Annotated in this window: 12 protein-coding genes; 4 read left to right on the plus strand and 8 right to left on the minus strand. The window is 60.6% G+C overall.

Annotation, left to right across the window (positions count from 1 at the left end):
• Positions 1-74: 74 nt before the first annotated feature.
• The 3 genes from asd to AC07N8_RS13690 are packed head-to-tail and all read right to left on the minus strand — an operon-like array spanning position 75 to position 3348.
• A complete protein-coding gene (gene asd / locus AC07N8_RS13680) occupies positions 75-935 on the minus strand; it encodes an archaetidylserine decarboxylase (protein ID WP_131058796.1) in 861 nt (286 codons plus the stop codon).
• 16 nt (positions 936-951) lie between these two features.
• Positions 952-1767 carry a rhodanese-like domain-containing protein gene (locus tag AC07N8_RS13685; protein ID WP_493144045.1) on the minus strand — a complete coding sequence of 272 codons (816 nt, stop codon included), beginning with the start codon at positions 1765-1767 and terminating at the stop codon, positions 952-954.
• 42 nt (positions 1768-1809) lie between these two features.
• Positions 1810-3348: an HDOD domain-containing protein gene (locus AC07N8_RS13690; protein ID WP_493144047.1), complete on the minus strand. Its 1539-nt coding sequence runs from the start codon at positions 3346-3348 to the stop codon at positions 1810-1812.
• A 166-nt stretch (positions 3349-3514) separates the two neighbouring features.
• Here AC07N8_RS13690 and motA point away from each other — a divergent pair, with 166 nt between their 5' ends.
• Both motA and motB read left to right on the plus strand, forming a co-directional pair.
• Positions 3515-4366, plus strand: coding sequence for a flagellar motor stator protein MotA (gene motA / locus AC07N8_RS13695; protein ID WP_027921997.1), 852 nt, complete (start codon positions 3515-3517; stop codon positions 4364-4366).
• A gap of 3 nt (positions 4367-4369) precedes the next feature.
• Positions 4370-5413 (plus strand): flagellar motor protein MotB, encoded by a 1044-nt coding sequence (gene motB / locus AC07N8_RS13700; protein WP_493144049.1) that lies wholly within the window; start codon positions 4370-4372, stop codon positions 5411-5413.
• Positions 5414-5455: 42 nt separating this feature from the next.
• Here motB and AC07N8_RS13705 read toward each other — a convergent pair whose 3' ends face one another.
• The 4 genes from AC07N8_RS13705 to rsgA all read right to left on the minus strand — a co-directional run bounded on the left by AC07N8_RS13705 (position 5456) and on the right by rsgA (position 8554).
• Positions 5456-5941 (minus strand): toll/interleukin-1 receptor domain-containing protein, encoded by a 486-nt coding sequence (locus tag AC07N8_RS13705; protein ID WP_493144050.1) that lies wholly within the window; start codon positions 5939-5941, stop codon positions 5456-5458.
• Complete coding sequence (locus AC07N8_RS13710) at positions 5941-6900, minus strand: caspase family protein (RefSeq protein WP_477794780.1); 960 nt, start codon at positions 6898-6900, stop codon at positions 5941-5943. The genes AC07N8_RS13705 and AC07N8_RS13710 overlap by 1 nt, the downstream gene beginning before the upstream one ends.
• 2 nt (positions 6901-6902) lie before the next feature.
• Positions 6903-7310 (minus strand): TIR domain-containing protein, encoded by a 408-nt coding sequence (locus AC07N8_RS13715; protein WP_483841089.1) that lies wholly within the window; start codon positions 7308-7310, stop codon positions 6903-6905.
• 212 nt (positions 7311-7522) lie between these two features.
• The gene (rsgA, locus tag AC07N8_RS13720) at positions 7523-8554 is read right to left on the minus strand and encodes a small ribosomal subunit biogenesis GTPase RsgA (protein ID WP_008153263.1); all 1032 of its coding nucleotides are present in this window, start codon (positions 8552-8554) and stop codon (positions 7523-7525) included.
• Between the two features lie 107 nt (positions 8555-8661).
• Here rsgA and orn point away from each other — a divergent pair, with 107 nt between their 5' ends.
• Together orn and AC07N8_RS13730 are read left to right on the plus strand one after the other, a co-directional pair.
• Positions 8662-9204, plus strand: coding sequence for an oligoribonuclease (orn, locus tag AC07N8_RS13725; RefSeq protein ID WP_007995036.1), 543 nt, complete (start codon positions 8662-8664; stop codon positions 9202-9204).
• Positions 9205-9416: 212 nt separating this feature from the next.
• Positions 9417-10028, plus strand: a complete 612-nt coding sequence (locus AC07N8_RS13730; RefSeq protein WP_027921991.1) for a trimeric intracellular cation channel family protein — start codon at positions 9417-9419, stop codon at positions 10026-10028.
• Here AC07N8_RS13730 and queG read toward each other — a convergent pair.
• On the minus strand, positions 10010-11089 hold the full coding sequence (gene queG, locus AC07N8_RS13735) for a tRNA epoxyqueuosine(34) reductase QueG (RefSeq protein ID WP_483841090.1): 1080 nt from the start codon (positions 11087-11089) through the stop codon (positions 10010-10012). The genes AC07N8_RS13730 and queG overlap by 19 nt on opposite strands.
• Positions 11090-11139: the final 50 nt, after the last annotated feature.

Genomic DNA, 11139 nt, shown 5'->3' on the forward strand with positions numbered 1-11139 from the left:
CGGGACAACCAGAGCGGGTCGCCACCGAAGGGTATCCGCCCTGTCGAAGTCGCTCGACAGGGCGGATCAGCGGATCAGGCGTTTGGCAGGCCCATGCCCTGGCCCATCTGCACCGGCGAACCGGCTGCCAGTTCTTCAGCCCACTTGACCTGGTCTGGGCCGAACAGCACGACAGCGGTCGAACCCAGTTTGAAGCGACCCAGTTCCGCACCTTTCTCCAGATGGATCGGCGCGCGGGCGGCTTCGTCGTAGCGGAAGGTTTTCAGTTCGCGTTTCGGCGGTGTGACCAGCCCGGCCCAGACGGTTTCGATCGATGCAACGATCATCGCGCCCACCAGCACCACGGCCATCGGCCCACGCTCGGTGTCGAAAATGCACGCCACACGCTCGTTGCGGGCAAACAGCTCCGGGACGTTTTCGGCAGTGGTCTGGTTGACCGAGAAAATCCGGCCCGGGATGTAGACCATCTCGCGCAGGGTGCCGGCCAGCGGCATGTGCACGCGGTGGTAGTCCTTCGGCGACAGGTAAATCGTGGCGAAATCACCGCCCATGAATGGCGCGGCGTTGGCTGCGTCACCGCCCAGCAACTCCAGCACGCTGAAGCTGTGGCCCTTGGCCTGGAACACGCGACCGTGTTCGATCGGGCCGAGCTGGCTGACTGCGCCATCGGCTGGGCTGAGGATCGCGCCCGGGGTTTCGTCCAATGGACGAGCGCCGTCTTTCAGCGCACGGGTGAAGAACGCGTTGAAGTGCTCGTAGGCGGTCAGGTCTTCGACCAGCGCTTGGGACATGTCCACCTGATAACGCTTGGCAAACCAGGCGGTAAAGGCGTTCTTGAACCAGCGCACGCGGCATTCGGCAATGCAGCCGGCCAGTCGCGAGAGCAAGTGATGGGGCAGCAGGTATTGGCTGAGGATAAACAGACGCTTGTTCATTAACTGTCCTTAAACCTTAAATCTCTACGGGGGTGTCGGGGTGGTTGCCCCATTCGCCCCAGGAACCGGCGTAGCCTTTGACCCGCGGATAACCGAGGGATTTGGCCACCAGATAAGTGAAGCCAGAACGGTGGTGAGTCTGGCAGTGGGTAATGACTTCTTTGTCTTTGCTGATCCCTAGCTGTTCGAGGATCTGCGGCATGTCGGTGCGGATGCGCAGGTTGCGCGCCTGATCCATGCCCGCAGTCCATTCGAAATTGACGGCGCCCGGAATGTGCCCGGCCTTGGCCGCCAGCACTTTCTCGCCGGAGTATTCCAGCGGCCCGCGCGCGTCCCAGATCGCCAGGTCGGCGGCGCCGAGACGGCTTTGCAGGTACTCGCGGGTCGCGGTAGGTTCGTCGTGCAGGGTCAACTTCACCGGGCCGCCAGCGGGGGCCGGGATCTGGATCGACATCGGCATACCTTCTGCCAGCCAGGCCGTCAGACCGCCGTCGACGTAGTGGTATTTACGGTGACCGATAACGTCCAGCAGCCAGATAAAACGCCCGGCCCAGCCGCCACCTTCGTCGTCATACACCACGTACACCGCATCGGGGTTGTGGCCCAACTCGCCAAACAGCGCTTCAAGTGCCGCTTGCGGCGGCATCAGCCCCGGTGCAGGTGCCTGACCGAGTTGAGTGCGTTTCGGATCGACAAAACGCGCGCCCGGAATATGCCCTTCGGCATAGCGGGCGCTGCTGGTCAGGTCCACCAGAATCAGATTGCGGGCCTCGAGGCGAGGGAGCAAGTCGCTCGGCTCGATCACCAGCGGCAAGCCAGAGAAGTCAGGCATGTGAGGTCTCCAGGGCACAAAAGGGTGGATTGTAGCGCAGCGTCATTGGCCGCGGTGGCTAAAGGTGTTCAAGGCTTTCTCGATGCACTGCGCGGTTTTGCCAAAGGCTTGCACGGTGATTTCCGAGAACGGCCCGCCGCCCTGATCCGCCACCACCACCATGATCACCCGACCATTATTGACCAGCGAGCGCAGGATCAAGTGTTCGCCACGGAACTGCGCACGCAGGTTGCCAGGCAGCAACGCCGAGAACTGCGCGGTGTTGGCTGGTGTCAGGCGCACCTGAGCCTGCTGCGAGAGCAAACGTTGCAGCACGGAGCTCTGGCTAACCACGAAATTCAGCCCCGCCGTTTCTGTGGGCAAACCGGCAACCTGATGCACCCGCAGATTGGCGTGCGTGCGGTCGGCCATCAAGATCATGACCCGACGCATGCCGCACGCGACCAAAGCGTCCCGGGCGGAGGTGGTCAAGTGCATCGCGTTGGTGAACGGGCTTGGCTCCACCAGCAACTCGGCGCATTGGCTGCGCCACTTTGCCAGGTCTTCGGTGGTCGGCGCCGGGGCCGGCAGCAAGGCGGCGTGGACACGGTTCATGCCCAACGGCCAGAGCAGCGAAACGGCGGGGTGCCAGAGGTCCGGCATGGCATGCAGCCGGGCGCTGTTGGCGGCCTGTTGGTGCAACTGCTGCTGCACGTCGGCCATCGGCGTTTGCAGGTAAAGACTGGTCAGGTATTGCCAGCGCTCGCTGTGCGGGCTGTCCCACGCCTGTTGCGCCGACAGCGCCAGACCGTTGGCCAGCAGCACGGTATTGGCCGGCTGATTGAGCCAGCGGCGCAAGGTCGGATCGTCATCGAGGCGGTTTTGCTGGCGCAACGGATGATCGCTGTCGCGGGCAATGCGCAGCACTTTGACCAGTTCGCGCTGCTCGGTCAGCAGCAGGCGATAGCCCTGTTCCACCCACACCGGCAGGCGCCAAATGGTCACCAGGGCCTGGCAAATATCCAGCAGGCGCACGCCGAACAACTGTTTTTCGACCTTGCGCGCCGATTCGCCTTTGTGGATGACCCGCAGCTCCCATTCTTCGAGCAATTGCGGATAGGTCAACGCCATCGGCCACAGCGGCGAGAGGAACAGCAGACTGCCCCAATGAATGTCCTGCCACAGCCGCGCCAGGCGACTGGCAAAAAAACCATTGGCCTGTTGCGTCGCGTGCTGGCTGATCAATTGCAGCTGGCGCAAGGCAAGCGGGATCTGCATTTGGGGTTCGGCGGGGAGGCGGGCGAGCAGTTCTTCGGTGCGTTTCAAACCGAGGCGATTGATCGCCACTTCCAGGTTTTCCGCAGGCTCGGTCATGCTGCCGTGGGTATGGCGGTTGGCTTCACGAATGATGCTCAAGGCCAGGGCCGGGCTGTCTTGCATCAGTTCGGCGATATCACGCAGCGAGCTGCGATTATCGGCGATGGCCCTGCAGACACGGTCATGGCTTTCCTGCGGAACCGGCAGGCGCACGCCATCGAGAAGCTTGACCCAGCCTTCGAGTGTCGTTGGTTTTTGAGTGGGAATGTTCGTCTGGTTAGCCATGGTTGGACGCAATCTTCGTCTGCATTACCTATGCCCGGAGTAGGCTAAATTAGCTTTTCGCTTGAACGGGCTATAGTCTGGCGCAGTTTTGCCGATAAGGAGAAGAAGAGATTTTTCGACCTCCGAATATGACCTTGAACCCGACTCAGTAAGTGCTCTCCTACCTATGGCTAAAATTCTCGGCATCATTGTCGTATTCGCGAGCGTGCTCGGCGGGTACGTGCTCTCCCACGGCAAGATTGCTGCCCTTATCCAGCCTTTCGAGGTGATGATTATCGGTGGCGCAGCCTTTGGCGCATTCCTGCAAGCCAACCCTGGCCATATGGTCAAAAACGTTCTGAAGAAAGCCTTCGGGATGTTCAGCTCGCGCTTCAACCACACTTTTTACCTTGAAGTGCTGGGCCTGATTTACGAGATCCTCAACAAGAGCCGCCGCGAAGGCATGATGGCCATCGAAGGCGACATCGAAGATGCTGCCGCGAGCCCGATTTTCGCCAAGTACCCGGCGGTGCTCAAAGATGACCGCATGACCGCGTACATCTGCGATTACCTGCGCATCATGTCGTCCGGCAACATGGCTCCCCATGAGCTGGAAGGCCTGTTCGACATGGAACTGACCAGCCTCAAGGAAGACCTCGATCACCCGTCCCACGCGGTGAACGGTATTGCTGATGCGATGCCGGGTTTCGGTATCGTCGCGGCGGTACTGGGTATCGTGGTGACCATGGCCTCCCTGGGTGAAAGCGATCAGAAAATGATCGGCGTGCACGTGGGTGCGGCACTGGTCGGTACCTTCTTCGGTATTCTCGCCGCCTACGGCTTCTTCGGCCCGCTGGCCCATGCCCTGGCCCACGATGCCAAGGAAGAGCTGAACGTCTACGAGGCCATCAAGGCTTCGCTGGTGGCTTCGGCGTCCGGCATGCCGCCATCGCTGGCTGTGGAGTTCGGTCGCAAGGTTCTGTACCCGGCGCACCGTCCTAGCTTCGCTGAGCTGGAACAAGCGGTTCGCGGTCGCTAAGTCATGGAAAATAACCAGCCGATAATCATCAAGCGCGTAAAAAAATACGCGGGCGGGCATCACGGGGGCTCCTGGAAAATCGCCTTCGCTGACTTCGCGACGGCGATGATGGCGTTCTTCCTGGTGCTGTGGCTGCTGTCCACCGCCACACCGGAACAGAAGATCGCCATCGCCGGTTACTTCAAAGACCCGGTCGGCTTTACCGAAAGTGGCACGCCGTACATCATCGATCTGGGCGGCTCCCCGACCCTGGCGCCGGAGAAAACCCTCAACCCCGAGGTGAAATCCCAGCCGCAGCCAGACCGCGTCACTGTCGACACCGAACAGGTCGAAGGCATGGCCGAGCAGGTCGAGAAGGAACGCCTGGAACTGTTGCTGCAAGAATTGCAGAACAAGGTCGATGAAAATCCGCAGCTGCAGAAATTCAAGGACCAGATCCTGTTCGAGATCACGCAGGACGGTTTGCGCATCCAGATCATGGACGCCGAAAACCGCCCGATGTTCGACTCCGGCAGTGCGCGTCTGAAACCGTACTTCGAAGACATCCTGCTGGCCATGGCCGACACCATCAAAGCGGTGCCGAACAAGATCAGCATCAGCGGCCACACCGATGCCAAGCCGTACTCGGGCACCGGTGATTTCGGCAACTGGGAACTCTCGGCCAACCGTGCCAACGCCGCTCGCCGTGCGCTGGTCGCCGGCAGCTATCCGGATCAACAGGTCGCGCGGGTGGTCGGTTACGCCTCGTCGGCCCTGTTCGACCGTGAGAACCCGTTCAATCCGGTCAACCGCCGCATCGACATCGTGGTACTGACCAAGAAAGCCCAAAAGGCCATTGAAGGTTCACAAGGTGCAGAACCTGCGCCAGAGCCGGCACCAGCCCCCGCAGTACAAGGGCAGGGCGGTCCGGGCGAAGTGCCGGCCAAGCCAGTTGATCCGAACGCGTTGCCGGCGGATAAAGAACCGCTGCCGGCCCATGAGCTTCGTGAACGTTTGAATATCTTTGAAAACCCGGCACCGAAACCGGCTGAACCGCCGAAGCAGTGACCCACAAAAAAGCCGACAGCGATGTCGGCTTTTTTGTGCCTGTCAGAAACCCCGTCGAATACGGTTCTTGAGCTGGTCGTGGAACAGTTCGGCATTGCGTCTGTAGGTGCCGTAAAGGGATTCGTTGATCGAATCCAGCGCCATTGAGCGCTTTGTCGTCACTTCTTCTCGGTAGGCATCAATGAAAAACTCCAGATCCGTGTCGGTGCTGAGCTTTGGCCATTTATCGAGATACAGCGGCAGTTCCACCGGTCCTGTCTTGAATGAGCAGATCCGTCGGTTACTGATGGTCGCTTCACCGATTTCGAACGGCACCCACCACGACAGCGCGGTTTTGTCCGAGACCACCGCTATCAGATGCGTGCACGCGGTGATGTTGCGGGTGATGACCCCGGTAATGTCGTCAGTGGTCTGTGATTCCGGATCCAGCACGTCGAAGTAGGTCTTGATGTTGGCCTTAATCAGGCGAGTGCTGATGGCGATGGCGTGGGGGCGATCGCTATGGCGGTAGCTGATAAACACAGGCATCAGAAGTGTCCCTTGATCGCGAGTTCGCGGTAATAGGCGCCGAGGGCGGTCAGGCGGCAGCCGGTGGAATGCAGGGCGGCGTAGTACATGTGCTCGGCGTCGACCGGTTCGATCAAGCTGTGGCGGTTGCACTTTTGCAGTTGCTTGAAGATTTCGCCGTTGTCGGGATCGAACGCGGCCTCGGTCGGTTCGTAGCTGGGGTCCAGCGGGAACACGTAGCTAGGTTCCGGGAACCAGTCCTTGAGCTTGCGCAGGGTTTCTTCGGCAATCAGCGGCGTGACTTCGCGCAGCGGCACAAATTGCGAGACGTTGGTCTTGAACACCGGTCGTTGTTCCCATGCCCCAAGTGCGTTGTCGACGAACGAATACACGCTGCCGGGCGTGACCTTACCCAAGACATTGGCGGCTCCGCCGTGCAGTGCTTGCAGCAACAGGTCGGTAAACACGCCGTGGCCGCGACCTTCGAGCGCCACCTGGTCTTTTTTACAGGCGGTGAGAATGGTCATGCCTTCGCTGATCACGCTGCTGCCACCGCGCAACCCGCGCATCGCGGCCGCCGCGCCGGCCTGGCAGCAGTCGAGGATGATGATTTTGTTTTTGATGTGGGGGGCGTTTTCCGCCCAGTTGAGGATGTCGCTGATGCGGATGCCTTCGACGCCCTGACCGAAATCCTGCGGGATCAGCAGGCCTTCATCGATGCTGGTATCAAACTGGCCGTGACCGGCGAAGTACAGCAGCGCCACGTCGCAATCACCGGAAAACAGACTCTGGATCTGCTGCTTCAGGTTTGTGTGAGTGAGGTTTTCCTCCGCCGAGGTCAGGACCTTGCTGCTGAAGTTCGGACGCCCGTTGGCGTGGCGTTCCAGTACCGAGGCCATGGCCATCGCGTCGTTGTTGCAGCCGCTCAATGGCGACACATGCGTGTAGTGGTTGATGCCGATGAACAGTCCCTTGCGCATGGTTACACCGCCGTGTGCAGGCGAATGGCGTTGACGATGCTGTTGGTGTTCCACGCACATTCGGCGTGCGCGGCATCACGCACCACCGTGGAAATCCGCTCGGCCCCAAACGGCTTGACCGCAATGATCACCTTGCCCATCCGCTTGGCGATCTCGATCTCCTTGTTGATCCACTTGCTGTAGGTCGAATACATCCCCGCCATGATCAGCACCGCCGAGCACGGACGAATCTTGTTTTCGATGGCGGCTTCCAGTTGTTTGTCGGTCTGCGCGTCGACAATCGGGTTGTCTGTCGGCACTGAAAAGTTTTTGAAGGTGAAGCCGGGTTTGGCGTTGAGCAGGCGCACGAGATTGTCGTGGGCGTGGGGGTAGTTCCACGAATGGCTGATGAACAAATGATAGGTTTGCATGGTTGTCCCTCGGTATCGCCGGAATGCGAAGAGGGCTTGAATGTATGCACTTGAATGGCCGCAACAAGGCCTGCGCGGTTAAAGAGAAGAGTCCTTCAAACAGGCGCGCGGAAGTCCTACAGAGGAGTCTGACGTTTAATCCGAGGGGAAATGTGTAGGTCGCAACAAGCGGCCCACCGTCCCGTCAGTGTCGGGGCGGTGGGCGCGTCTGTTTAGTAGCTGGTTTCAGGCAGGCTGGCGATGATCGAGCGGTAGCTGTTCATCCGTTGCTGCTGCACGCGACCTTCTTCGAGGGCCTTGAGCAGGGCGCAACCCGGTTCGCGGTCGTGCTTGCAGTCGCGGAAACGGCAGGTGCCGATCAGGTCGTTGAACTCGATGAACCCGGCTTCGACGTCGGCGCGGCTGACGTGGCCCAGGCCGAATTCACGAATACCCGGGGAGTCGATCAACTCACCGCCACCAGGGAAGTGGAACAATCGCGCGGTGGTCGTGGTGTGAGTGCCCTGGCCGGACAGCTCGGACAACGGACCGACACGGGCTTCGACTTCCGGCAGCAGGCTGTTGACCAGCGACGACTTGCCGACGCCGGACTGGCCGACGAACACGCTGATGCGCCCGTCCAGTTGCTCCTGCAGTTGCTCCATGCCGTTGCCGTGATGCGCCGACACTTCCAGTACCGGGTAACCAAGCGTGCGGTACACCGCCAGCAAGGCGTTCAGCGCCGGGGCGTTCTGCTCATCGATCAAGTCGAATTTGTTGAGCAGCAGCAGCGGCCGGATACCGGCGTGCTCGGCAGCAACCAGATAACGGTCGATCAGGTTGGCGTGAGGCTCGGGCAGCGGGGCGAAGACGATGACGATCATGTCGACGTTGGCGGCCACAGGCTTGAGCTGGCCACGGCTGTCCGGACGGCAGAGTTCGGTTTTGCGCGGCAGTTGCGCCACGATCACGCCGATGCCCTGGTTACCGGCACGCCAGACCACCTGATCGCCGGTCACTAGCGCCGGGAGGTTGGCGCGCAAGTGACAGCGGAATACCTGGCCGGCCAAATCGCCATCGAGGGCTTCGACTTCAACCTGTACACCGAAGTGCGCGATCACCAGGCCGGTCTGTTCCGGACCCAGGTCGCCACCCTCAAGTGCCTCGACAGCCGAGGACTCGCGTTTGGCGGCGCGGGCAGCGCGTTCGCCCTGAATCTTTTCGATGCGCCAGTTTTGACGACGATTGAGTTGGCGTTTGGCCATGGGTGTTCCGTATCAAGAATGCAGCGATTAGGTAAAACGGCCGCGAGTTTAGCACGCCCCGCCGGTTGCCTAGGCTAAACTGCGCAGCATTGCCTAGGAGCCGACACATGCAAAACCCGCAGAATCTGATCTGGATCGACCTGGAAATGACCGGTCTGAACCCTGATACCGACGTCATCATCGAGATGGCCACCATCGTCACCGACAGTGACTTGAACACCTTGGCCGAAGGTCCGGTGATCGCCATCCACCACAGCGACGAGATCCTCGCCGGCATGGACGAGTGGAACACCCGTCAACACGGCGGCTCGGGCTTGACCCAGCGCGTTCGCGACAGCCGCATCAGCATGGCCGAAGCCGAAGCCGAGACCATCGCCTTCCTGGAAAAATGGGTGCCGAAGGGTAAGTCTCCGATCTGTGGCAACAGCATCTGCCAGGACCGTCGCTTCCTTTATACGCACATGAAATCCCTGGAAAGCTACTTCCACTACCGCAACCTCGACGTGTCGACCCTCAAAGAGTTGGCCGCACGCTGGGCGCCGGACGTGCGTGACAGCTTCAAAAAAGGTAGCACTCATTTGGCGCTGGACGACATCCGCGAGTCGATTGCCGAGTTGCAGCACTACCGCAAGCATTTCATCAAATTTTAAATCTGGAATACGGACTGTAGGAGCCGGCTTGCTGGCGATGGCCCCCTTGAGTACGCCATCGCCAGCAAGCCGGCTCCTACGGGATCTGCGTTGTGCCCGTGGGAGCAAGGCTAGCCCGCGAAGCAGACGACTCGGTCTTCCTGGGTGATCGCCCTCTTTTGGTGCTGCACCGAAATGGCTAGACTGCGCGCCTTTCTGCAAGGACCGCCGCCATGTTGCTGATGCTTTACCTGATTGCCATCACCGCCGAAGCCATGACCGGCGCGCTGTCTGCTGGCCGTCGCGGCATGGACTGGTTTGGCGTGGTGTTGATCGCTTGCATCACGGCGCTGGGCGGCGGCTCGGTGCGCGACGTACTGCTCGGCCACTATCCGCTGACCTGGGTCAAACACCCGGAATACCTGGTGCTGACCTCGGTCGCCGCCATGGTGACCGTCTTCACCGCGCGCTGGATGCGCCACCTGCGCTCGCTGTTCCTGGTGCTCGACGCCGTGGGCCTGGTGGCGTTCACCCTGATCGGCTGCATGACTGCTCTGGAAATGGGCCACGGCATGCTGGTGGCGTCGGTCAGCGGCGTGATCACCGGCGTATTCGGCGGCATCTTGCGCGACATCTTCTGCAACGACATCCCGTTGATCTTCCGCCGAGAGCTCTACGCCAGCGTTTCGTTCGCAGCGGCGTGGTGCTACATGCTCTGCATCTACCTGCAATTACCCGGCGAACAAGCAATTTTGATCACGCTGTTTGGCGGTTTTCTGCTGCGGCTGCTGGCGATTCGTTTCCACTGGGAAATGCCGAAGTTCGTCTACAACGACGAAGCCTGACGGTCGGCGTGTTGCTTGAGCGCCCACTCGACATGCTCACGCACCAACTCCGACGGGTAATCCCTGCGCGCCTTCAGCGCTTCCAGCACCGGGATGCTCGACGGCGCATTGCCCAACCCCACCGCCAGATTACGCAACCAACGCTCATAACCCGCCCGGCGTAATGGGGAGCCTTCAGTGCTGCTGAGGAATTTTTCCTCGTCCCACATGAACAGCTCGGCCAATTCAGCGTTGTCCAGATTGTGCCGCGGTTTGAAGTCGCTTTCGCCGGACGGACGGGCGAAGCGGTTCCAGGGGCAGACGATCTGGCAGTCATCGCAACCAAACACCCGGTTGCCGATCAGTGGCCGCAGATCTTCCGGGATCGCGCTTTTCAGCTCGATGGTCAGGTAGGAAATGCAGCGCCGGGCGTCCAGTACGTACGGGCCGACGAAGGCGTTGGTCGGGCAGATGTCGAGGCACGCGGTGCAGCGGCCGCAATGTTCGGTGGAATGGGGCGGGTCGACCGGCAATGGCAAATCGACAAACAACTCGCTGAGAAAGAAGTAACTGCCGGCCTTGCGATTCAGGACCAAGGTGTTTTTGCCGATCCAGCCTAAACCGGCCTGCTCGGCGATGGCTTTCTCCAGCACCGGGGCGCTGTCGACGAAGGCGCGGAACCCAAACGGGCCGATCTGGGCCTGAATTTTGTCGGCCAGTTGTTGCACGCGTTTACGAATCAATTTGTGGTAATCGCGGCCCAAGGCATAACGCGAGACGTAGGCTTTTTCCGGTTGGGCCAGCATTTGCGCCATTTGAGTGTCGCCGGGCAGGTAGTCCATGCGCAGGGAAACCACGCGCAAGGTGCCGGGCACCAGCTCTTCCGGATGCGAGCGTTTGCTGCCGTGGGCGCCCATGTAGTCCATTTCGCCGTGGTAGCCGGCGGCGAGCCAGCGCTCCAGGTGCTGCTCATGCTCGGCCAGGTCGAGGCCGCTGATGCCTACTTGCTGAAAGCCCAACTCGCGGCCCCAGTCCTTGATGGATTGGGCGAGGGCGGGCAGGTCTGTGGTAATTGCGGGCATGAGGCGAGAGAAACCGGAGCTGAGGTGCGTATAATTCTGCCAGACATCGG

The sequence above is a fragment of the Pseudomonas sp. GW821-FHT10C09 genome (assembly GCF_059415465.1).

What these genes read in the sequence shown, in the direction of transcription:
- orn (WP_007995036.1), top strand. Translation starts at nt 8,662, where the DNA reads ATGCAAAACCCGCAGAATCTGATCTGGATCGACCTGGAAATGACCGGT.
- AC07N8_RS13710 (WP_477794780.1), bottom strand. Translation starts at nt 6,900, where the DNA reads ATGCGCAAGGGACTGTTCATCGGCATCAACCACTACACGCATGTGTCG.
- asd (WP_131058796.1), bottom strand. Translation starts at nt 935, where the DNA reads ATGAACAAGCGTCTGTTTATCCTCAGCCAATACCTGCTGCCCCATCAC.
- AC07N8_RS13715 (WP_483841089.1), bottom strand. Translation starts at nt 7,310, where the DNA reads ATGCAAACCTATCATTTGTTCATCAGCCATTCGTGGAACTACCCCCAC.
- motA (WP_027921997.1), top strand. Translation starts at nt 3,515, where the DNA reads ATGGCTAAAATTCTCGGCATCATTGTCGTATTCGCGAGCGTGCTCGGC.
- rsgA (WP_008153263.1), bottom strand. Translation starts at nt 8,554, where the DNA reads ATGGCCAAACGCCAACTCAATCGTCGTCAAAACTGGCGCATCGAAAAG.
- AC07N8_RS13705 (WP_493144050.1), bottom strand. Translation starts at nt 5,941, where the DNA reads ATGCCTGTGTTTATCAGCTACCGCCATAGCGATCGCCCCCACGCCATC.
- AC07N8_RS13685 (WP_493144045.1), bottom strand. Translation starts at nt 1,767, where the DNA reads ATGCCTGACTTCTCTGGCTTGCCGCTGGTGATCGAGCCGAGCGACTTG.
- motB (WP_493144049.1), top strand. Translation starts at nt 4,370, where the DNA reads ATGGAAAATAACCAGCCGATAATCATCAAGCGCGTAAAAAAATACGCG.
- queG (WP_483841090.1), bottom strand. Translation starts at nt 11,089, where the DNA reads ATGCCCGCAATTACCACAGACCTGCCCGCCCTCGCCCAATCCATCAAG.
- AC07N8_RS13730 (WP_027921991.1), top strand. Translation starts at nt 9,417, where the DNA reads ATGTTGCTGATGCTTTACCTGATTGCCATCACCGCCGAAGCCATGACC.
- AC07N8_RS13690 (WP_493144047.1), bottom strand. Translation starts at nt 3,348, where the DNA reads ATGGCTAACCAGACGAACATTCCCACTCAAAAACCAACGACACTCGAA.